The following is a 22,093-nucleotide window of genomic DNA, read 5'->3' as shown; positions in this document are numbered from 1 at the left end:
GTTATTTTAGAATAAACCGCCAATTTTTGCCCAGGCATTATTTCCGGTAGAGCAAAAGAGCAGTTCCGGCTAAGTCAACCGTGTAGTCTTCGGTCTCCAGCGGCCGCTTGGTCATCCCCTGGTCGGTTGAGTAGATGATCAGACCCAATTTTGCTCCGGCTGGCAGGGTGTAGTAGGTCGGCTGCAGTTCAAATTCCAGGTCGACGAACTGGCCGGCTTCCAGCTTGCTTGGCTGCTTCATGTCCTGGTAGTTCTGCAGGTTCATGTGGGCCTTGGTAATCAGCTTGGCCTTAGTGGCCTTGTCCGGGACGAATTCCTGCAAGGAGTCTGCCCCGAAGCGGTAGCCAAAGGGCTGGTTTCCTCTGGCAAAAATCTTTGGCGTAGCCGTCAGCCGCTGCCGGGTCCCCAGGTCAACCAGGGCAACAGACAGCTGGCCGACAGTCTTATTAGCTGCTACCCGGACCCGGACCTTTGGCCGGCCGACCAGGGTAGTCGGGTGGAGGAATTCCTCGCTTTCAAAGCGGAGGCTGGCCTTGGCCCATTTTTCCTCCCCGCTGATAAACTGGTATTCCCAGTCAGTTTCACTAATGCCGGCCTTCTTGAATTCTGTCCCGCCCAAGTCGGTGAAGGTTAGCTGGCCTGTCCCGTTTTCAACCGTTGACAGGTACCCGTCAGCCGTTGGTGAATAGAGGCTGGCCTGACCCAGGTCGTTGGCCCAGTCACTTTCTGCGTGCCACTTGTCAGCTTCCAAGTTGTCTTGGATCATGACCTTTGGCCATTGCTCATAAGCCCCGTTTTCCACTTCCAAAAGCTCGTGGACGAACCAGAGGTTCATGAGGTCGGTGAAATCGATGGAAACCAGGTTGTTCATGTTGTAGTGCGGACCCTGGTGGAGGAAGAGGTGGGATTCCACCGGCAGCTGCTTGACCTTTTGCCAGATCTTGTAGACGTTCTTCGGCTTGACATTCCAGTCGTTTAAGCCGTGAACGGAGATCCAGGAGCACTTGATGCCATCGGTGTGGTGGCGGTAGTTTCTGGACTCCCAGAAATCAGAGTACTGGCCGGTTGCCCGGTCTTGGGCGGCTAAAAGTTCGGCTTGCTCTGCTTCATAAGCCTTTTTAGCAGTGAAATTGCCCCCGTCCCAGAGGTTGGACTGGCAGACTTCAGCCAGCTTGTCCATGTCTTCGCCCTGGCATTCGCTTGGCGCGACAACCAGGCCGTGTTCCCGGTAGTAGTCATACCAAGAGGAAATAGCGGCTTCAGAAACCACCGTCTTCAAGCCCTTGACCCCGGTCGTCGCGATGGCGATCTGCAAGGTCCCCAGGTAAGAGCGGCCAGTCATGCCGACATTGCCGCTGCACCAGCTGGCTTTGGTTTCAAAGCGGCGGGTCCGGTCAGTATAAGCCACTCGGTCCCCAGTCAGCCATTCAATGACTTCTTTTTGGGAGATGGTTTCTTCCGGTGACCCGGTGATCCGGATCCCGTCCCCGTGCCGGTTGCCGATGGCCCCAGAGAAGACAGAGGCAAAGCCCCGGGCCAGGAGGTATTCGTTTAAGCCGTAAGAAGATTGCCCGGTTGCCAGTTCAGTGGCCGGCACGTCCTGGCCACTGGGGGCAGGGCTTTTAACTAAAGGCTTGGCCACGTACTTGGGATTGGTCCAAGTGGTCGCGTCAGTCAGGTTCTCGTCGACATTGTGGTTAGTCTTGACATTGTCGATGATCCCGCCAAAGTAAGGTGAAGCCGTGTAGAGGGCTGGGACCTTCAGCTGGTCCTGGCTTTCAACTGGCCGGAAGACCGTGACCGGCAAGAGGTCGCCCTTGCCATCGCCGTCCGTGTCCAGGTCGCTTTGCACGTAAACGACCTCGCGGATGACCTGGCTTGTGTCAAAAACTGGCAGGGACTTGCCGTTGAAGAACATAAACTTGCCTTCCCCCCAGAACTGGGTGAAGTAGCCCTTGCCGGCCATGACGTCCAAGAGAATCTGCCCGTTTTTGCTCCGGGTGTTGAGCAGGCGGTAGAAGGCAAAAATTAATTCTTCCTTGCTGGTCAAGTCCTTAAAGGCGGGCAGGGCATGCTTTTTCCCGCAAGTCAAAGGATCAGTCAGGCTGTAGTCGTAGTTTGGGTGGTAGCCTAAAAGCTGCAGGGCAACATTAGCGAACTGGCTGGCCGTGATGGCAGTCGGCGTGTCCAAAAGAAAGGCGGCCAGGTCGGTTTGGTCGTCCACGGCAAATTCCGCCAATTTGGCGTCTTTAGCCTGGCGGGTCGTGGCTTCCGCCAGGACATTGCCGGTCAAGACGGCCAGGAGCTCACTAAAGGAAAGAGAAGAGTAGTTTTCCGGCAAGAAGTTGATCGCCAGCAGCTCTTCAGTTGCCTTTTCCGGACTGGTTTCAACGTAGGCATATTGATTGTATTTCATGCTTTACCTCATCTTTATATCTTTACATCTATGGGATATTGTATCTTTTTGCTTTATCCAGTTTTTTTAGCTGTTTTTTAAGCAAGTTCTCAAGTTAATGCAAGCAAACCGCTTCCTTTTTGTCAAGGAAAAAATGACCAAGAAAAAAAGCAACTTTTTCCGAAATATGTTTGACAATTTATCCCTGGTCTAATATACTTAATTTGTTGCGTCGGAGTATAACGGTTCGGTAGCTCAGCTGGATAGAGCAACGGTCTTCTAAACCGTGGGTCGTGAGTTCGAATCTCACCCGAATCATGATTGCAACCAGAGAAATCACTGAGGCTTGCCTCGGTGATTTTTTTGTTATATTCGCAGAAAATTTGCCAAGCCGGCAAAAGTAAACTATAATGGAACAAATATTAAACGTTTGTTCGAGCAATCCTGGCCACTTGGCCGGGGCCTTTTTATTTGCTCGGGATTTTTAACACAAGGTAGGAAATGTAATGACGACGGTAATTTTAGCAGAGAAGCCCAGCCAGGCCCGGGCATACGCGGCCGCTTTCGCCCAAAGCCAGAAGGGGGAAGGGCAAATTAAGGTGGCGGACCCGATCTTGCCGGCAGACACGGTGATCACTTATGGTTTTGGCCATTTAGTGGAAATGGCCCTGCCGGAAGCCTATGACGCCAGCTACAAGCGCTGGTCTTTAAAGAAGTTGCCGATTTTTCCCGACCAGTACAAGTACCTGGTTCCTCGGGACAAGAAGAAGCAGTTCAATATTGTCGCTAATTTGCTCAAGCGGGCAGATACGATCGTGATTGCCACGGACAGTGACCGTGAAGGGGAAAACATCGCCTGGTCCATTATGCGGCAGGCGGGGATCGATTTGAAACAGAAGCGCCTTTTCCGCCTCTGGATCAATTCACTGGAAAAAGCCGCGATCAGGGAAGGCTTCCAGAACTTGCGGCCAGGCTGGGACTACTACTACCGCTATAAGGAAGCCCAGACCCGGCAGATCAGTGACTGGCTGGTCGGGATGAACGGCAGTCCCTTATTTACCTTGCTGTTAAGAAAGCAGGGGGTCAAGGGGACCTATTCAATCGGCCGGGTGCAGACGCCAACTTTGTACATGGTCTATGAGCGTGACCAGGAGATTGCCAATTTTAAGCCGGAGAAGTACTGGTTGCTCATGGCCGATTTTTGGCAGGGAAGAAAGAAATTTACCGGCCGCTTGCTGCCGGAAACGAAATTTAAGAGCCCGGCAGAACTGGAGCAGTTTTTGCTGGCTAAAGGGGGAAGTCTGGGCAAGCAGACTGGCCAGGTGTCCAAGGTGGACAAGGAGCAAAAGAGCCAGGCCAGCCCCCGCCTCTTCTCCTTGTCCAGCCTGCAGACGGAAGCCAACCGCCGCTACCATGCTTCAGCCAGCCAGGTTTTACAGGCTGTGCAGAATTTGTATGAAAATAAGTTTTTAAGCTATCCGCGGACAGACTGCAATTATATTACGGACAATGAGTATGCCTACCTGGCCCAGAACCTGGACCGCTACCAGGGGCTGTTGCCAAATTCTGCAGAAGTCAAAGAGCAAATGAAGCCCTTAAAGGCGGAGAAGCGCTATGTCGACTCCGGCAAGGTCCAGGAGCACCACGCCATCATCATGACCAAGACCGTGCCCAGCCAGGCACAAATGGGCAAAATGTCCAAGCTGGAGGGGCAGGTCTATGACCTGGTCTTGCGGCGAACTTTGGAGATGTTTTTAAAGGCCTATGTCTATGAGAAGACCACGGCTTTGATTAATGTCGGCCAATTGACTTTTAAAGCCAGCGGCAATGTCAGCGTGAATCTGGGCTGGAAGATTCTGGAAGGGCCGGTTAAAGATGCCCAGCTGCCGCCCCTGGAAGTCGGCCAGGAACTGACGGCGAAATTGAAAGAGCAAGAAGAAGAGACCAAGCCTCCGGCTAAGTTTACGGAAGGGAGCTTGATCACGGCCATGAAGACGGCCGGCAAGACCCTGGATGATGAAGAGGCCCAGGCTATTTTAAAGGACGTTGAAGGGATCGGGACGGAAGCTACCCGGGCCAGCACCATCGAAATTTTGAAGAAGCGGGGCTACATGCAAAGCCGGCAAAACAAATTGTCGGTTACCCCGGAAGGGACCATCCTCTGCAAGGCGGCGGAAGCTGAGCCACTCTTAGTCAGCGCGCAGATGACGGCCCAGTGGGAAAAGGCCTTAAAGCAAGTCGGGGCCAAAGAGCGGAGCCAGGATAACTTTTTAGGGCAGATCAAGAAATTCATTTCAAAGATGATTACAGAAGTGCCAGGCAAGATCCAGGTTGATCAGGGCTTGCAGGAAGAAGCCCAGACCCGGCAAGCCGAAGCCGCGGCAATCGGACTTTGCCCGGTCTGCAAGCAAGGGGAAATTACTGACAAGGGCAAGTTTTATGGCTGCAGTAATTACCGGGGCGGATGCCATTTCACCTTGCCCAAGAAGTTTGCCGGCAAGAATATGGGCAAGCGGATTGTGAAGACCTTGATCAGCAAGGGCAAGACTGACAAGCTGGACGGTTTTGTCTCTAAAAAGAGCGGGCAGCGGTATTCAGCCAAGCTGCAGCTGGAAGGGGACAAGCTCTCTTTGGTTTTTGACTGATTTTTGCAAAAGCAATATTTCTTAAAATGAGTTAACAAATTTTTTACAAATGAAATAGCGTCCGAAAACTGTGGTAAAGTATGAAAAGGCATTTCGTGATAAAAGTGTAAATTATCTGGGTGCTTTTTGTTAATAACCATAGATTTATGAGTTTTGTATTTTTAGAAGTGAGGGAAGAGTTTGATGAGACGTTTTGCCCTGTGCATGATGACCAGTGCGGCACTGATGGCCGGCCTGGCCAGTCAGGTGCAAGCAAGCAGCAAAGACTATAGTAAGAGCACGAAGACCGATCTTGTGACCAAGATCATGGGTAACAAGAGCTACCAGGTCTATTCTTCGCTCAAGCTGGAAGAGGTAACTAAGAAGGTCAAGACAAAGAGCAAGGGAAAGAAGAAGTACACGGTCAAGAAGAAGAAGGAGTGGAAGTTCGGCAAGAAATTGGCGGCCTCGGCTGACTTCAGATACGCTCACGTTCAGTCCAAGTCCTACAAGGTTAAGGGTGGCAAGCGCTACTACTACATCTACGTTGACGGCCGGCCAGTTGGCTACGTGAATGAGAAGGCTTTTGCCCTTTCGAAAGCTAATGTGGTTTCCCAGGTCAGCTTGGTCAACAACCCGTCTGATTCAGTTGGCTTTAATGCCGAAGACGCGATTAACTACGTGACTGACCAGCACGGCAGTCTGGTTGACAATGATTCAGTTGAGATCAGCTGCAAGTCTGCTAAATTGAATATTTCTGATACTGGCTATGTATCCAGCCGCAAGGCCGGGACGGCAGTTTTGACCTTCAAGTACGGCAAGGCCAAGGCGACCAGCAAGCTGACGGTACGCGGGGATGCCAAAGAAGGGATCAGCTCGGCTGATGTAACGCCGGTGAAAACTGATTTGCCAAAGCTTGAGACCTGGTCAGCCAACGACGGGGCCAGATTGTCCTCATCTTCAACTACTACTTCAAAAGATGCGGTTTCCAGCTCCCACACGTACTGGGCGACCAACATGTCTGGCAACGCTAAAGGCGCGGATATTGAAACCATCTTCTATCATCCGGCAGTTTTGAGCGCGCCAGGTTCAAGCAACCTGGAGGCCAAGGTATCAAGTGCCGTTCAAGGGATTGATGTTTATGACAATGACCTGGTGACCAGCAACCTTGACTTAGGCCAGGCCGACAGCCGGGAGGCCCGGGGCCACATGGTTTACTACAACATGCGGGGGGTCTATAACATGCGGGGGGTCAAGAAGTGCAACTGGCAGCTGATTCCAAGCAAGATTCTGAGCTTCAACACCTGGCTGAGCTATATCAAGAACATCAAGGTCAGCCCATACATGAAGCTGGGCCATGGCCAGTCAGTCGGCAGCACCAAGAAGTATGTTTACGTTTTGGCCAACTGGAACCGGTCCAACAACTGGTCCAACTCCCAGGAACTGATCCGGGTCAAGAAGTCCACCATGGAAATTGACAAGATATGGACCTTCAAGGTTTGGAACGGGTCAGCCAAGTATCCGCGGATTTTCCTCAACGCGGACGTGATTGACGACAACACTTTGCTTGCCCTCTTCCACAATGCTTCTAAGCACCGCTATGAATACTGGAAGATCAGCAGAAGCGGTGACAGCTTCAAGGCTAAGGAAGTTGGGGCAACCGGCAGCGACCTCATCAGAACCGGCAGCGACCCCATCAGCAATTCCGCTGAAGTCCACCCTGAAGTCCAGGGCTTTGTCTGGGACAGCGCCTATGACGTTTACTACATCGCCTTTAACGACTACCTCTTTAAGATCGGGGCAGGCTTATATGGCGGCACGGAGGCCGGCAAGCTTTTGAACTACTACAAGTTTGACACTGGCCGGGAATTTGAAGGCCTGAGCAGCTACAAAGGTGAGCTCTACGTCAACTTGAACCATCCGACGGAAACTTTGAAAGTGGATCATATTACAAAATAGTTGAGTCTAATGATTGTGAGTATAGGAAGAATGAAATTAAAGAAGGGGCTGGTATTTTCAGCCGCATTTATGGCCATTGCCGTTTGTTTAAAGCTGGTCAGCCAGTTGCAGCCGCGAGTGAGAAGCTGTCGACCAAGGTGATCGATGGGAAGAAGAACTATGGGATCTATTCCAGCTTAAAGCAGGTAAGGTCAAGACTGGCAGGGCAAGAAGAAAAAGACCAAGCTGGCCTGGAAGTTTGGCAAGAAGCTGGCCACTACGAAAGAATTCAAGTGGGCCCATGTCCAGTCCCGATCCTACAAACTCGCCCGGGGCAGACGGTATTACTATGTCTAAGTTGACGGCCGCGGGGTCGGCTATGTCAGCGAGCGGGCTTTTGCCAGAAGTAAGATGTCTTTGGTTAAGAGCGTCAGCTTGGTCAACAACCAGCTGGATACCAGCGGCTTCGTGACGACTGATTCCATCAACTACGTGACAGACAAGCACGGCAGTGTGGTTGACGTTAATTCGGTGAAGCGGTCGGCCGACCGGATTTCTGAAAAGACGCCGGGCCGGTACGTGGTGACTTACCGCTACGGCAAGGCCAGCGGGAAGGTCGCGGTGACGGTCAGAAGCGATGCCAATGAAGGGATTTCCAAGGCTGATGCCAAGCTGGGCAAGGGCGGCAATGTTGGCAAGACCTGGTTCCCGCATGAACTGGCTTTTAGAGGCAACTACAATGCCCAGGGTAGCTCGCACACTTACGTCGGGACTGACAAGCATGGCAAGAAGACGGCTAAATTGACCACTAAGTTTTATGAGCCAAATTCTTTTAGCCTGCTGGAAGGAAGCCAGGAGACCAATGTACGGGGCAATGTCCAGGGTTTGGACGTGTACGGCCAGGATATGGTTACGACCAACTTTTATGGCGGGCCTGAATCATCCAAGTACGGAGCCCGGGGGCACATAGTTTGCTGGGTCAACTTCCCGTTATATCTATGAGCTGGCCAACTGGAACCATACCAAAAAGTTGCGGTCAAACGAGCTTTTGCATATTGACAAGAAGGACATGCAGGTCAAGCGGATCTGGACTTTTGCCGTCAGCAACGGCAAGCGGGAAAACAACCGCCACTTCTTAAACGAGGACGTGATTGACGACAACACCATGCTGGTCTTGTTCCACGGCAAGTCCAAGCACCGCTTTGAAATCTGGAAGATCACCCGGGCGGGCAACAGCTTCAAGGTTAAAGAAGCAGCCGCCACGAATGGTGACTTGGTCTCTAACTCCAGCCAGGTACAGGGCTTTACTTACAATGTTGCCCACAAGTGCTATTACATTGCTTTTAACGATTACCTGTTTAAGATTGATGCCAAGGGTAACTTGGTCAACTACTACCACTTCAATGCCAAGCGGGAAGTAGAGGGCCTGGCTTCTTACAAGTCAAAGATCTATATAGCCATAAACAAGCGGGCAGAAGTTTTTGACTCGAATATGGCGAAACAGCCTCAAGAGCAGGCTCTTAAAAAATAAATATTCTTACTGAAATGCACTAGGCGGATAACTGCCTGGTGCATTTTTTATCTAAAAATAATAAGTGAAAGCTTATTTTGCGCGGGATGATGATAAAGGAGTACATTATTATTAATATAATATGAAGAAAAAGATGGAACTTTTTTAGAAAGATGGTAAATTAAGGAGGTATACTTAGTCGCGGTAAGAGCGGATTTATGGAGATAACAAACTGGAGGAGCGATGAAAAAATACAAGTATATTTTTTACTACATCAGCATCTTATATACGGTGGGGACCTCGTTATGGAGCGGAACGATTTACCTGTTTATGCGGCATAACGGCTACAGCTATAGCTTGATCAATCTTTTCTTGGAGATTTTCTGGCTAGTCACCTTTTTTGCCGAAATACCATCCGGCTACATTGCTGACAAATTTGGTTATTTAAAAACGATCATGGCCAGCGGGATCATCAGAGCCTTAGGTTTAATAATTTTGGCACTCAGTCCCATGAATTTATTGTGGATGACACTCAGCGGGGTCTTGACCGCGCTGGGGGAGATTCCTTGCAATCGGGCACCATGACTTCCTGGATTGCCAACAAGGCCATTGAGCATGGCGAAAAAGACCAGCTTGGCGCGATTTTCTCTGGCTACAGTCTTATTGGCACGCCTTTGACCATGGCTGCCACCTTCGTTGGGGCTAATATTTTAGGCAATATCCGCCTGGACCTGCCCTTGCTGATCGGCGCGGCCTTTTTGCTCGCGACCAGTTTGACCATCATCCCTCTCTTGAAATATGACAGCCAAAACTTGGCTGAGGCGGAAGAAGGGATGCCAAAGTTGAACTTGGTTGCCGATGTAAAATACATGGTCAAGCAGGAGCAGAAAACTTTTGCCTGGATCTTGCTTCTGCTTCCTGTGGCAATTATTTCAGCCGGCCCGCTTGACCAGTGGCAGATGTACTTTCAAAGGGGCAAGACTGTTAATTCCGGGACGATTTCTGTCTTGATGAGTCTGTCCGGGATGCTGGCGATTTCCCTTTACAACCGCTATGTGTCCAAAAAGCCGCTGTCTAATAAAGGACAGACCCGCTTGATTGTTGTCAGCACGGTAATGATGGCTGCTACTTTGCTCGGCGTGGTTGGCTTGAAAAACTGGTATTATGGGTCTCTCGCCTTGTTTATGCTCCATACCATGTTTGGCAGCTTGGAAAACATGCTGGGCGGGATTGTTTTGCAAACGACGATTCAAACAGAGAACCGCCGGGCGACTATTATTGTCTGTTGCCAATGCCTTGGACGCGGGCGCCGAAGTCGTGATTTTGGCAATTAACGGCTTTTTGTCCGACCACTATGGCATCGGCTTTGCCTGGGTAAGTCTGGCTGTTTTGGGCTTAGTTATCTTTTTGCTGGCAATTTTAGGCATGCAGAGTAAGAAGTTGGAAGTTTAAGAAATTTAAATGGAGATTACAGGATTTTTCAAGTCTGGCCGTCTGCAGGTCATTCCCCGCAAGCAAAAGGCGAAAGATGCCTTGTTTGATGCTTTGATCGATCATTTTGAATTTGGCCGGGACTATACTGAAAAGAAAGTCAATGAGATTTTGGCGGCAGTCTATGACGACTACGCGATTTTGCGCCGCTACTTGGTTGACACGGGCCGCTTGGAACGGGACCCTTATGGTCATCATTACTGGCGGGCAGAAAAGGAAGATTGATTTTATGGCATTTAAGATCACTACATGGTGGTGTTTTTTTTACGATTTTTAATTAAAAGCGAATGATTTAACCGCATTCACGAGCAATAGTTCATCTTTCTCTTTAAAAAAGTCCGGTTTTCTGTTATCCTAAGGGAAAGCAGACAGGAGGAATAATCGTGACTAGTAGAATCAGTGTTGTGATGGGCTCCAAGTCAGACTGGGGCTATATGCAGGAAGCTTGCAAGTTGCTAGACAAGTTCGGGGTTGACTACGACAAGCAGGTTATTTCAGCGCACAGAATGCCGGAGGAAATGTTCGCTTTTGCCCAAAAAGCAGCGGAAAACGGTACTAAGGTGATCATTGCCGGCGCTGGCGGGGCTGCCCACCTGCCAGGCATGATCGCCGCCAACACTCCCTTGCCGGTAATTGGCTGCCCAGCCAAGACCAGCGCTTTAGGCGGGATGGACTCCCTTCTTTCCATCGTGCAAATGCCAGCCGGCATCCCTGTAGCGACGACTGCCATCGGCTCGGCCGGCGTCAAGAACGCGGCTCTTTTAGCCATACAGATCTTAGGCATCGAAGATAAAGAACTCCAGCAAAAGATCGTGGACTACCGCAAGGAAATGCACGACCAAGCCAAAGAAAGCAGTGCAGACCTTGTCTATTAAAATCAAGCCCGGTCAAACGATCGGCATCATTGGCGGGGGGCAATTAGGGCGAATGCTGGCTTTTGATGCCAAGGCCAGCGGGATGAAGGTCATCATCCTGGACCCAACTCCGGCTTGCCCGGCTGGCCAGGCCGCAGATGATCAGATCGTCGCTGAATACAGTGATATCGACGCCATCCATGAACTGGCCTTTAGAAGCGATGTCTTGACCTATGAATTTGAAAACGTGGACCTGGATGCCCTGGAAAGCGTCAAGGACCAGGTCTTTATCCCGCAGGGGACCAAGCTCCTTTACACGACCAACAACCGGATCCGGGAAAAGACTTTTATCCAAAGTGCTGGCTGTGAAGTGGCCAAGTTCAGAGCGGTCAAGAACCGGGCTGACCTGGACGCTGCTGTTAATGATTTGGGTCTGCCAGCTGTTTTAAAGACCTGTGAAGGCGGCTATGACGGCAAGGGCCAGGTTGTTTTAAAAGCAGCTGCCGACTTGGACAAGACTGCTGATGTCTTAGCTTGCGGTGACTGCATTTTGGAAAAATTTGTCGACTTCCGTATGGAAGCCTCCGTCATGGTTGGCCGCAACTCTGATGGCCAAGTCACGGTCTTCCCGGTCAGCGAAAACATCAACCAGGGCGAAATCCTGCATGAAAGTATCGTCCCGGCCCGGATTTCCCCGGACTTGACCCAAAAGGCCCAGGACGCTGCCGTCAAGATCGCTGAAGCCATTGACCTGCGCGGGATCTTGGGCGTGGAAATGTTTGTCACTAAAGACGATAAAATCGTCATCAACGAACTGGCCCCCCGGCCCCACAATTCCGGTCACTACTCGATTGAAGCCTGCAACTTCTCCCAGTTTGCCGTCCACAACCGGGCAATTTGCAACTGGCCTTTGCCAAAGATCAAGCTGCTCAGCCCGGTCGTCATGGTCAATGTTTTAGGCCAGCACGTGGCCGGCACGGAAAATCTGATCGCCGAAAAGCCGCAGTGGTCCTTCCATGACTATGGCAAGGGCGAGGTCCGCAGAGACCGGAAGATGGGGCATGTGACGATCCTGACTGATGATGTCGACAAGACTTTGGCCGAGATTGCCGAGACTAAAGTTTGGGATGTATAATTAAAAAGCAGATTATTGTTGATTTTTTAAAGGTGGAAAATAAATGATTGAACGCTATACCCGACCAGAAATGGGCGCCATTTGGACTGATGAAAAGAAGTATGAATGCTGGCTGGCAGTAGAAATTGCTGCTGACGAAGCCTGGTCCAAGCTTGGCCACATTCCGGCAGAAGACGTGGAAAAGATTAAGCAAAACGCCAAGTTCAGCGTTGACCGCATCAACGAAATTGAAGCCATGACTCACCACGACGTTATTGCCTTCACCCGGACCGTTTCTGAATCATTGGGGCCGGAAAAGAAGTGGGTGCACTACGGCTTGACCAGTACTGACGTGGTTGACACTGCCCAGGGCTACCAATTGAAGCAGGCTAACGACATCCTCCGCAAGGATATCCAGGACTTTATCGACATCCTGGCCAAGCGGGCCCTTGAATTCAAGGATACGGTCTGCATGGGCCGCACCCACGGCATTCACGCTGAACCAACTACTTTCGGCTTGAAGTTCGCCCGCTGGTACTCAGAAATGAAGCGGAACCAGGAACGCTTTGAACATGCTGCCTGCGGAGTGGAAGCCGGCAAGATTTCCGGTGCCGTCGGGACTTTCGCTGAAGTTGACCCGGAAGTTGAAGCATATGTCTGCAAGAAGCTGGGTCTGCACGCCCAGGAAATTTCAACCCAGGTCCTGCCACGTGACCTGCACGCTGAATACATTGCTGCCATCGCCCTGGTTGCAACTTCTTTGGAAAACATCGCTACGGAAATCCGTTCTTTGCAAAGAACGGAAATCCACGAAGTTGAAGAACACTTCGCCAAGGGGCAAAAGGGTTCTTCCGCTATGCCGCACAAGCGCAACCCGATCGGTTCAGAAAACATCTGCGGGATGGCCAGAGTTCTTCGCGGCAATGTTGTAACTGCCTACGAAAATGTAACCCTGTGGCACGAAAGAGACATCTCCCACTCAGGTGCTGAACGGGTAATCCTGCCAGACAGCACCATCGGTCTTGACTACATGCTCAACCGGATGGGCAAGATCCTGGCCAACCTGGATGTCTTCCCGGAAACCATGAAGAAGAACATGGACAAGACATTGGGCTTGATCTACTCCGGCCGCGTTCTGCTCAAGCTGGTTGAAAGCGGCATGAGCCGGGAAGCTGCCTACGACTTGATCCAGCCATACACGGCCAAGTGCTGGGCTGAACAAGTTCCATTCCGGCCTCTCCTTGAAGCAGACCCAACCATTCAAAAGCAACTGACTAAGGCTGATCTTGACGATGCCTTCGACTACCACTGGCACCTGCGCCACGTTGACGACATCTACAAGCGCTTAGGTTTGGAATAAGTGTAAAAGGGCAATGATTTTCAATGCGATTGCCAATATATAAAAGGATAGAGAAATCTAGATGATTAAAAGCGACTCATAAAGTGAGCCGCTTTTTTGTTCGGGTTTTATCCCTTGATTTTCGCTTTCTAAAGTTTTTGTTCAAAAATAATGAGATTATATCCGATTGTAATCTGAATAATAGATAAAAATGTTCGCTAATCACTTGACCAAACTTTTTTAAGTTGATATCCTTAGTTCAAGAAAGAAATTACGAATAGTAATTCCTGTTTAAATTATTATAGTTCGTGTTAATCGGAGGGTAAAAAATGGCAGAATTGCTTTATCAGGGTAAGACTAAGGAAATGTGGACCACTGACGATCCAGAAGTGCTCCGCGCTGTTTACAAGGACGACGCTACCGCTTTGGACGGCTTGAAGCACGATGTCTTCCAAAACAAGGGTGAACTTGACGCGGAAATTTCCAGCCTGGTTTTCGAATATTTGATGAAGCATGGGGTGAAGACGCACTTTATCAAGCGCTTGTCTAAAAACGAACAATTGGTCAAGAAGGTCAAGATGATCGACCTGGAAGTCGTTACCCGGAACATCGCGGCTGGATCATTCTGCAAGCGTTATGGCTTGAAGGAAGAAGGCGAGAAGCTGGACACCCCAGTTGAAGAACTCTTCATGAAGAGCGACGCCCTGCACGACCCACTGATGAATGAATCAGATGCCATTGCTTTCCACCTGCTGACTCATGAAGAACATGAACAGATCTGGGAAATCTCCCGCCAGGTCAACGAACTTCTAACTAAGCTCTTTGCCGATGCCGGCATGCTGCTGGTTGACTTCAAGGTTGAATTCGGGACCCTGCCAAACGGTGAAGTCGTCCTGGCTGACGAATTCTCACCAGACAACTGCCGCCTGTGGGACATGGAAACCAAGGACCACATGGACAAGGACGTTTACCGCCGGCAAATTGGCAACCTGATCGATGTTTACGAAAGAGTTTTGGCCCGTTTGAAGGATGCCTTGGCCAAGGAGGATTAAGCAAATGACTACTGTACGGATTTACGTTACTTACAAGCGATCAGTTTTCGACCCGCAAGGTGAAGCCATCACCAACTCAATTCACTCTTTGGGCCACGATGAAGTCAAGGGCGTCAAGGTCGGCAAGTTCTTCGATGTAACTATTGAAGAAGGAGACAAGCCTGTAGCCGAAACTGTCAAGGAAATTTCTGAAGGGCTGCTGGTCAACTTCAACATGGAAACCTACAGCTACAAGATCTTGGAGGAAAAATAATGAAGTTTGCGGTAATCCAATTCCCGGGCTCCAACTGCGACATCGACCTCTACAAAGCCCTGCATACGGTTTGTGGAGCTGACGTGGCCTACGTTCCTTCCAAGGAAAGCAGCCTGGACGGCTTTGACGCTGTCATGCTGCCAGGTGGCTTCTCATACGGGGACTACTTGAGAGCCGGCGCTATTGCCCGCTTTACCAATATCATGCCCGCTATTGTCGAAATGGCCAAGGCCGGCAAGCCGGTCTTTGGGACCTGCAACGGTTTCCAGATCTTGACCGAAGCTGGCCTTTTGCCAGGCGCTTTGAAGAGAAATGACTCTTTGAAGTTTGTCTGCAAGACGGTTGAACTGGAAGTAGCCAACAACGACACCATCTTTACTTCTGAATACCAAAAGGGCAAGAAGATCAACCTGCCGATCGCGCACGCTGACGGCTCCTTCTACGCCGACCCGGAAACCTTGCAGAAGATCGAAGACAATGGCCAGGTCGTTTTTCGCTACTCAAAGGAAAACCCGAACGGCTCTTTGAACAATATTGCCGGGATCACCAACGAAAGAGGCAATGTCTTAGGGATGATGCCTCACCCGGAACGGGCAGTCGAAGCCCTCTTGGGCAACACCGACGGCTTGCGCCTGTTTAAGTCAATTTTGGACCACGCGGAGGTAAAAGCGTAATGATGCAGGAAATGACTCCAGAAGAAATCAAAGAAAAGAAGCCTTATCTCGATTGGAGCTTGTCTGAAGAAGAATACGACTACATCTGTGACAAGCTTTTGCACCGCTTGCCAAACTACACTGAAACCGGCCTTTTCTCAGCCATGTGGAGCGAACACTGCTCATACAAGAAGTCTAAGCCGGTTCTCCGTCTCTTCCCAACCAAGGGTCCCCGCATTTTGCAAGGGCCTGGTGAAGGGGCAGGGGTTGTTGACATCGGTGACGGCCAAGCTGTCGTTTTCAAGGCTGAAAGCCACAACCATCCAACTGCTGTTGAACCTTACCAAGGGGCAGCTACTGGTGTCGGCGGGATCCTGCGTGACGTCTTCAGCATGGGGGCCCGGCCAGTTGCTACTTTGGACTCTCTGCACTTTGGTGAATTAGATGACGCCCACACCCGCTGGCTTTTAAACGAAACTGTCGCCGGCATCGGCGGCTACGGCAACTGCATGGGGATCCCAACTGTTGGCGGCGAACTCACTTTTGACGACATCTACAAGGGCAACCCAGTCATGAACGCCATGAGCGTGGGCCTTTTGGACGTTAAGGACATGCAAAAGGGCCTGGCCCAAGGTGAAGGCAATGCCGTAATGTACGTCGGGGCCAAGACTGGCCGTGACGGGATCCACGGGGCAACCTTTGCTTCTCACTCCTTTGACTCAGAACACGAAAGCCAACGCTCAGCTGTCCAAGTTGGTGACCCCTTCATGGAAAAGCTGCTGCTTGAAGCCTGCCTGGAATTGACCCAAAAGCACGCTGACTGGCTGGTCGGCATCCAGGACATGGGGGCAGCCGGGATCGTTTCCTCAAGTTCAGAAATGGCTTCAGAAGGCAAGTCTGGCATGGAACTGAACCTGGACCTGGTACCGCAAAGAGAAAGCGGGATGTCAGCCTACGAAATCATGCTGAGTGAATCCCAGGAAAGAATGCTGCTTTGCGTTAAGAAGGGCCACGAAGAAGACGTCAAGAAGATTTTCGACTTCTACGACCTTGACGCCGTTGTTATCGGCCGGATTACCAACGGTCACAACTACATTTTGCGCCACCACGGCAAAGTTGTCTGCGACATCCCGGTAACCAGCCTGACTGAAGACGTCTTGGAAGAGTCAAGCGAAGAAAAGCAGCCGCAGCACATGATCGATGACGCGGCTAAGCCGGCCTGGGAACCTGAGATTACTGATTTGGCAAAGACCTACAAGCAGATGCTGGCCCAGCCAACCATCGCTTCTAAGGAAATGTTCACCCAGACCTACGACTCCATGGTCAGAACCAGCACGGTCGTCGGGCCTGGTGAAGACAGCGGCGTTTTGCGGGTCCGCGGCACCCACAAGGGGATTGCCATGACCACTGACGGCAACGGCCGTTTCATCTACCTGGACCCGGAAATCGGGGGCAAGCGGGCCGTTGTTGAAGCAGCTGGCAACATCATCGCCAGCGGGGCAGAACCTCTGGCCATCACTGACTGCTTGAACTTCGGTAACCCGAACGAACCAGAAGTCTTCTGGGAACTCCACCACTCAGTCATGGGGATTGCCAAGGCCTGTGAAGTCTTAGAAACTCCAGTTGTTTCTGGTAACGTTTCCCTTTACAACGAAACTGACGACAAGTCCATCTACCCAACCCCAATGGTCGGCATGGTTGGTTTGGTCAAGAACTTGGACCACCTGGTCAGAGACAGCTTCCAAGAAGAAGGCGATGATCTTTACTTGGTCGGCCAAACCGGGGCAGACTACGCCGGCTCAGAACTGCAAAAGATGCTGACCGGGGAAATCTCCGGGTCCTTGAACGATTTGGATTTAGACCACATTAAGGACTACCAGAAGCGCCTCTTGGCCCAAATGGAAGCCGGCCACGTGGCCAGCGCCCACGACTTAAGCGAAGGCGGCCTGGCTGTCAGTCTGGCTGAAAGCAGCTTTGGCCACGGGATTGGGGCAGAAGTTGCCTGCGACTTGACCAGTGCCGAACTCTTCAGCGAAACTCCAGGCCGCTTCCTGGTCAGCGTGCCAAGCGAATACTCAGCTGAATTTGCTGCAGCTTTGGCAGCTGATGCGGTTAAGATCGGCCAAACTGCTGGCGATAGCCTGAAGCTGACCTTGAAGGACCAAGCAGCCGACTTGCCGGTAGCGGAATTGAAGCAAATTTGGGAGGAAGCCCTGCCATGCCTTATGAAATCAAAGGATTAAATGAAGAATGCGGCGTTTTCGGGATCTACAATGTTCCTGACGCGGCCAACGTGACCTACTTTGGTCTCCATGCCCTCCAGCACCGGGGCCAGCAGGGGGCCGGGATCGTGGCTAGCGATGGCCAGAAGCTCCGCCAGTTCCGTGACCGGGGGCTCTTGTCAGAAGTCTTTTCCAACCCGGCTGACCTGGACTTTTTAAAAGGGAACATGGCTATCGGCCACGTCCGCTACGGTACTGCCGGTTCAGACTCCCTGGCCAATGTCCAGCCCTTCCTCTTTCACTTCCAGGACGGGGAAATCGCCCTTTGCCACAACGGGAACTTGACCAATGCCAAGACGCTGAAAAAGCGCCTGGAAGATTCCGGGTCAGTCTTTCAGTCAAGCTCTGACACGGAAGTCTTGATCCACTTGATCCGTCGCAAGGTCCGTATGCCTTTTATCGAAGCCTTGAAGGCCAGCTTGAACGAAGTCAAAGGGGGCTTTGCCTTCCTCTTGATGACCAATGACACTCTCTATGCCGCCCTTGACCCTAACGGCTTCCGGCCTCTGGTTTTAGGGCAAATGGACAACGGCAGCTATGTCGTAGCCAGTGAATCCTGCGCCCTTGACGCGGTACACGCCAAGCTGGTCCGGGATGTGCAGCCAGGTGAACTCATCATCATCAACAAAGATGGGATCAAGATTGACCACTACACGACTGAAACCCAGCTGGCCGTCTGCTCAATGGAATACATCTACTTTGCCCGGCCAGACTCCATTATCCACGGGGTTAACATCCACACTGCCAGAAAGCGGATGGGGATACTGCTGGCTAAGGAACAGCCAGCTCCAGAAGAAGCGGACATGGTTATCGGGGTGCCAAACTCTTCACTGTCAGCCGCGACTGGTTATGCTGAAGCAGCCGGCCTGCCTTATGAAATGGGCTTGATCAAGAACCAATATATTGCCCGGACCTTCATCCAGCCGACCCAGGCTCTGCGTGAGCAGGGGGTTAAAATGAAGCTTGCTCCTGTCCGCGGGGTGGTCAGCGGCAAAAATATCGTGGTCGTTGACGATTCAATCGTCCGCGGGACGACTTCCCGGCAGATCGTGCAGATGCTGAAAGAAGCCGGGGCCAAGTCCGTCCACATGCGGATTGCTTCTCCGCCTTTCAAATACCCGCACTTCTACGGGATTGATATTTCTGAAAGAAAAGACTTGATGGCGGCCAAGTACAGCGTCAGCGACATGTGCAAGCTGATCGGGGCCGACAGCCTGGGCTTTTTGAGCATTCCAAGCCTGATCAAGGCAGTCGACATGCCAGATACCGGTGACGCGCCAAACGGGGGCCTTACGGTTGCTTACTTTGACGGCAAGTACCCGACTCCTTTGTACGACTACGAAGAACAAATCAAGGAACCGCTGAATGTGGAACCGGTTGAAGAAATTTTAAAGAAGCAAAACAGAGGTGAATGATCGTGAATTGCTATAAGGATGCAGGCGTTGACGTTAATGCCGGCTATGAACTGGTACGCCGGATCAAGGGGGCGGTAGCCTCAACCAAGCGGCCAGGCTACGTGGGCAATATTGGCGGCTTTGGCGGTCTGTTTGATCTTGATTCCCTGGGCTATGACCACCCGGTCCTGGTTTCCGGGACTGACGGGGTCGGCACCAAGCTGATGATCGCCCAAAAGATGGATAAGAATGACACCGTTGGGATCGATGTAGTGGCCATGTGCGTTAACGACGTCCTGGCTCAAGGGGCTGAACCGCTCTTTTTCCTGGACTACATTGCCTGCGGGCACAACGATCCAGCCCTCCTGGCTTCAGTTGTCCAAGGCGTGGCTGAAGGCTGCAAGCAGGCCGGGGCCAGCTTGATCGGCGGGGAAACCGCGGAAATGCCTGACATGTACGCCCCAGACGAATACGACCTGGCCGGCTTTACAGTTGGGGTAGCGGAAAAAGACCGTCTTTTGTCAGTTGACACTCCGCAAGCTGGTGACGTTCTCTTGGGCCTGGCTTCAAGTGGCGTCCACTCCAATGGCTTTTCATTGGTCCGCAAGATCCTCTTTAAGGACCATGATGTCAAGCTGACTGACAAGCCAGCTGAACTGAAGGGCAAGAGCGTGGGTGAAAGCCTGCTGGCTCCAACAAGAATCTACATCAAGTCTGTCCTGCCTTTGATCAAGCAAGGGCTGGTTCACGGCGTGGCCCACATTACCGGGGGCGGCCTCATCGAAAACGTGCCGCGGATGTTCAATGACGGCCTGCGGGCAGAAATTGCCGCTGGCAGCTGGGAAGTCCCGGACATCTTCAACTACCTCAAGCAAGTCGGCAATTTGTCAGATGATGACTGCTGGCAGACCTTCAACATGGGTTTGGGGATGATCCTGGCAGTACCGGCTGACAAGAAAGAAGAAGCCAAGCAGCTGCTTTTGGCAAGTGGCGAAAAGGTCTTTGAAGTTGGCCACTTGAGTGAGAGAACTGACGGTGAGAAGATCATTATTAAATAGGTAGAATAATGAAAGTAGCAATTTTTGCATCCGGCAACGGAACTAACTATGAAGTTCTGGCCGAACATTTTCAAAAGGGCGACCTGTCTGGCGACCTTGCCCTGCTCTTTTGTGACCACCCGGACGCTCCGGTGATCAAGCGGGCAGAAAAATTCCACACACCGGTAGTGACTTTTACGGTCAAGTCCTGCGGCGGCAAGCAAAAGTACGAAGAAAAGATCCTTCAAGTCTTAAAGGACTACCAAATCGACTTTATTGCCCTGGCTGGCTACATGCGGGTGATCGGGCCAACGATTTTGAGCGAATATGAAGGCAGAATCGTCAACCTTCACCCGGCTTATTTGCCGGCTTACCCAGGCCTGCACTCAATTGAACGGGCCTTTGCCGACCACCCGGCTGAAACCGGGGTAACGGTTCACTATATCGACTCTGGCCTGGACTCTGGTCCGGCCATTGCCCAAAAGCACGTGCCGATCTATGACGACGACACGGTTGATACTCTGGAAGCAAGAATTCACGAATGTGAACACTACCTGTATCCGGAAGCCTTGAGAAAAGCTTTGCTGAAATTTGAAGAGGAGAACAAATAAATGAAGCGTGCACTTGTAAGTGTTTCAGACAAGACCAACTTGGTTCCTTTCGTCAAGGGCCTGGTGGCCAATGATTACGAAATCGTGTCGACTGGCGGTACCAAGCGAGTTTTGGATGAAGCCGGCATCCCAACTATTTCAGTTGAAGATGTGACTGGCTTTCCGGAAATTCTTGACGGCCGGGTCAAGACCTTGAACCCCTACATCCATGGCGGCCTCCTGGCCCGGCGGGAATTGCCGGAACACGTGGCAACTTTGAAGGAACACAAGATTACGCCAATCGACTTGGTTTGCGTTAACCTCTACCCATTCAAGCAGACCATTGAAAATCCTGACGTGACCCTGGCTGAAGCTATCGAAAACATTGACATCGGTGGCCCAAGCATGGTGCGGTCAGCTTCCAAGAACTACCGCGATGTAACGATCGTGGTTGACCAGGCTGACTACGACCAGGTTTTGGCTGAAATTGAAAAAGACGGCTCTACCAGCCTGGAAACCAGGGCCCGCTTAGCGGCTAAGGCCTTCCGCTTGACTGCTTCATACGATGCCTTGATTTCCCAATACCTGACTGAAAAGGCCGGCGAAACTGCTCCGGAAAAGCTGACTTTAACTTACGACTTAAAGGAAGCCATGCGCTACGGGGAAAACAGCCACCAAAAGGCCTGGCTCTACGAAGATGCCCTGCCAAAGGCCTTCTCAGTTTTGCAGGCTGAACAATTAAACGGCAAGCAGCTGTCTTACAACAATATCAAGGATGCTGACGAAGCCTTGAGATGCGTCCGCGAATTCAGCAAGCCAACTCTCGTGGCCATGAAGCACATGAACCCATGCGGGATCGGCCAAGGGAATACTTTAGAAGAAGCCTGGGACCGGGCTTATGCTGCTGACCCTGTATCAATTTTTGGCGGGGTAATTGCCTTGAACCGGAAGGTTGACCTGGCAACTGCTGAAAAGATGCACAAGATCTTCCTGGAAATCATCATCGCACCAGACTACGATGATGATGCTTTGGCAGCCTTGAAGACCAAGAAGAAGAACCTCCGGATCCTTAAGCTGGACTTCAGCAAGAAGGACGAAGCGACCAGCAAGGAAACTGTATCCGTCATGGGCGGTTTGCTGGTGCAAGACCAGGATGTTCTGGACGAAGACTTCGCTGACTGGGAATGCGTAACTGAAGCCAAGCCAACGCAAGAGCAGCTGGAAAGTCTCCTCTTTGCCTGGAAGGTAGTCAAGCACACCAAGTCCAACGCGATCGTTGTTGCTAACAATGAACGCACCCTGGGTGTTGGGGCCGGCCAGCCAAACCGGATCGACTCTGAAAAGATTGCCATCGACCACGCGGCAGAAGCCCTGGACGACCGGGCAGTCATCGCCAGCGATGCCTTCTTCCCGTTCAGCGACTGCGTTGAATATGCCGGTAAGCACGGCATCAAGGCCATCGTGCAGCCAGGCGGGTCTGTCCGTGACCAGGAATCCATCGACATGGCCAACAAGTACGGCATTGCCATGGTCTTCACTGGCGTCCGTCACTTTAGACACTAAAAGG

Annotated in this window: 21 protein-coding genes and 1 tRNA gene; 21 read left to right on the top strand and 1 reads right to left on the bottom strand. The window is 51.5% G+C overall.

Going from position 1 to position 22,093, the window contains the following annotated elements; translation table 11 throughout:
* Positions 1-37 precede the first annotated feature (37 nt).
* Positions 38-2,416, bottom strand: coding sequence for a Xaa-Pro dipeptidyl-peptidase (locus LJ046_RS08075; protein ID WP_002879282.1), 2,379 nt, complete (start codon positions 2,414-2,416; stop codon positions 38-40).
* Between the two features lie 223 nt (positions 2,417-2,639).
* Between LJ046_RS08075 and LJ046_RS08070 the strand changes: the two genes are divergently transcribed.
* From LJ046_RS08070 to purH, 21 genes are all read left to right on the top strand, one after another.
* Positions 2,640-2,713 (top strand) — tRNA-Arg (locus LJ046_RS08070).
* A 188-nt stretch (positions 2,714-2,901) separates the two neighbouring features.
* Entirely contained in the window at positions 2,902-5,040 is a 2,139-nt protein-coding gene (locus LJ046_RS08065) for a type IA DNA topoisomerase (RefSeq protein WP_002879284.1), read from the top strand.
* A 183-nt stretch (positions 5,041-5,223) separates the two neighbouring features.
* Entirely contained in the window at positions 5,224-6,978 is a 1,755-nt protein-coding gene (locus LJ046_RS08060) for a hypothetical protein (RefSeq protein ID WP_002879285.1), read from the top strand.
* Positions 6,979-7,061: 83 nt separating this feature from the next.
* A complete protein-coding gene (locus LJ046_RS10210; protein ID WP_162138038.1) occupies positions 7,062-7,319 on the top strand; it encodes a hypothetical protein in 258 nt (85 codons plus the stop codon).
* 49 nt (positions 7,320-7,368) lie between these two features.
* Positions 7,369-7,959 (top strand): hypothetical protein, encoded by a 591-nt coding sequence (locus LJ046_RS08055; protein ID WP_231128018.1) that lies wholly within the window; start codon positions 7,369-7,371, stop codon positions 7,957-7,959.
* A 46-nt stretch (positions 7,960-8,005) separates the two neighbouring features.
* On the top strand, positions 8,006-8,488 hold the full coding sequence (locus tag LJ046_RS08050; RefSeq protein WP_231128017.1) for a hypothetical protein: 483 nt from the start codon (positions 8,006-8,008) through the stop codon (positions 8,486-8,488).
* Positions 8,489-8,710: 222 nt separating this feature from the next.
* Positions 8,711-9,052: an MFS transporter gene (locus LJ046_RS10475; RefSeq protein ID WP_231128015.1), complete on the top strand. Its 342-nt coding sequence runs from the start codon at positions 8,711-8,713 to the stop codon at positions 9,050-9,052.
* Entirely contained in the window at positions 9,034-9,801 is a 768-nt protein-coding gene (locus LJ046_RS08040) for an MFS transporter (protein ID WP_231128014.1), read from the top strand. The genes LJ046_RS10475 and LJ046_RS08040 overlap by 19 nt, the downstream gene beginning before the upstream one ends.
* Positions 9,785-9,919, top strand: coding sequence for a hypothetical protein (locus LJ046_RS10595; protein ID WP_255217697.1), 135 nt, complete (start codon positions 9,785-9,787; stop codon positions 9,917-9,919). Before LJ046_RS08040 ends, LJ046_RS10595 begins: the two co-directional genes overlap by 17 nt.
* Positions 9,920-9,928: 9 nt before the next feature.
* Complete coding sequence (locus LJ046_RS08035; RefSeq protein ID WP_002879286.1) at positions 9,929-10,183, top strand: DUF2087 domain-containing protein; 255 nt, start codon at positions 9,929-9,931, stop codon at positions 10,181-10,183.
* A gap of 182 nt (positions 10,184-10,365) precedes the next feature.
* Positions 10,366-10,833: a 5-(carboxyamino)imidazole ribonucleotide mutase gene (purE, locus tag LJ046_RS08030; RefSeq protein ID WP_035176700.1), complete on the top strand. Its 468-nt coding sequence runs from the start codon at positions 10,366-10,368 to the stop codon at positions 10,831-10,833.
* Positions 10,823-11,947, top strand: coding sequence for a 5-(carboxyamino)imidazole ribonucleotide synthase (purK, locus tag LJ046_RS08025; RefSeq protein WP_002879288.1), 1,125 nt, complete (start codon positions 10,823-10,825; stop codon positions 11,945-11,947). Before purE ends, purK begins: the two co-directional genes overlap by 11 nt.
* 43 nt (positions 11,948-11,990) lie before the next feature.
* Positions 11,991-13,286, top strand: coding sequence for an adenylosuccinate lyase (gene purB / locus LJ046_RS08020; protein WP_002879289.1), 1,296 nt, complete (start codon positions 11,991-11,993; stop codon positions 13,284-13,286).
* Between the two features lie 308 nt (positions 13,287-13,594).
* Entirely contained in the window at positions 13,595-14,317 is a 723-nt protein-coding gene (purC, locus tag LJ046_RS08015) for a phosphoribosylaminoimidazolesuccinocarboxamide synthase (RefSeq protein ID WP_002879290.1), read from the top strand.
* Between the two features lie 4 nt (positions 14,318-14,321).
* Complete coding sequence (gene purS, locus LJ046_RS08010; protein WP_002879291.1) at positions 14,322-14,570, top strand: phosphoribosylformylglycinamidine synthase subunit PurS; 249 nt, start codon at positions 14,322-14,324, stop codon at positions 14,568-14,570.
* Positions 14,570-15,244, top strand: a complete 675-nt coding sequence (purQ, locus tag LJ046_RS08005) for a phosphoribosylformylglycinamidine synthase subunit PurQ (RefSeq protein ID WP_002879292.1) — start codon at positions 14,570-14,572, stop codon at positions 15,242-15,244. Before purS ends, purQ begins: the two co-directional genes overlap by 1 nt.
* Positions 15,244-17,466, top strand: coding sequence for a phosphoribosylformylglycinamidine synthase subunit PurL (gene purL, locus LJ046_RS08000; RefSeq protein WP_002879293.1), 2,223 nt, complete (start codon positions 15,244-15,246; stop codon positions 17,464-17,466). Before purQ ends, purL begins: the two co-directional genes overlap by 1 nt.
* Positions 17,442-18,920 carry an amidophosphoribosyltransferase gene (gene purF, locus LJ046_RS07995; protein WP_002879294.1) on the top strand — a complete coding sequence of 493 codons (1,479 nt, stop codon included), beginning with the start codon at positions 17,442-17,444 and terminating at the stop codon, positions 18,918-18,920. The genes purL and purF overlap by 25 nt, the downstream gene beginning before the upstream one ends.
* Before the next feature lie 2 nt (positions 18,921-18,922).
* A complete protein-coding gene (purM, locus tag LJ046_RS07990; RefSeq protein ID WP_002879295.1) occupies positions 18,923-19,957 on the top strand; it encodes a phosphoribosylformylglycinamidine cyclo-ligase in 1,035 nt (344 codons plus the stop codon).
* Between the two features lie 8 nt (positions 19,958-19,965).
* Complete coding sequence (gene purN, locus LJ046_RS10470) at positions 19,966-20,547, top strand: phosphoribosylglycinamide formyltransferase (protein ID WP_002879296.1); 582 nt, start codon at positions 19,966-19,968, stop codon at positions 20,545-20,547.
* Positions 20,548-22,089 carry a bifunctional phosphoribosylaminoimidazolecarboxamide formyltransferase/IMP cyclohydrolase gene (gene purH, locus LJ046_RS07980; protein ID WP_002879297.1) on the top strand — a complete coding sequence of 514 codons (1,542 nt, stop codon included), beginning with the start codon at positions 20,548-20,550 and terminating at the stop codon, positions 22,087-22,089.
* The last annotated feature ends 4 nt before the right edge of the window (positions 22,090-22,093 follow it).

Origin of the sequence: Lactobacillus delbrueckii subsp. jakobsenii ZN7a-9 = DSM 26046 (assembly GCF_001888925.1) — a bacterium.
In the GTDB taxonomy this organism is placed as follows: domain Bacteria; phylum Bacillota; class Bacilli; order Lactobacillales; family Lactobacillaceae; genus Lactobacillus; species Lactobacillus delbrueckii.
This window is presented reverse-complemented; position numbering and strand designations above follow the sequence as displayed.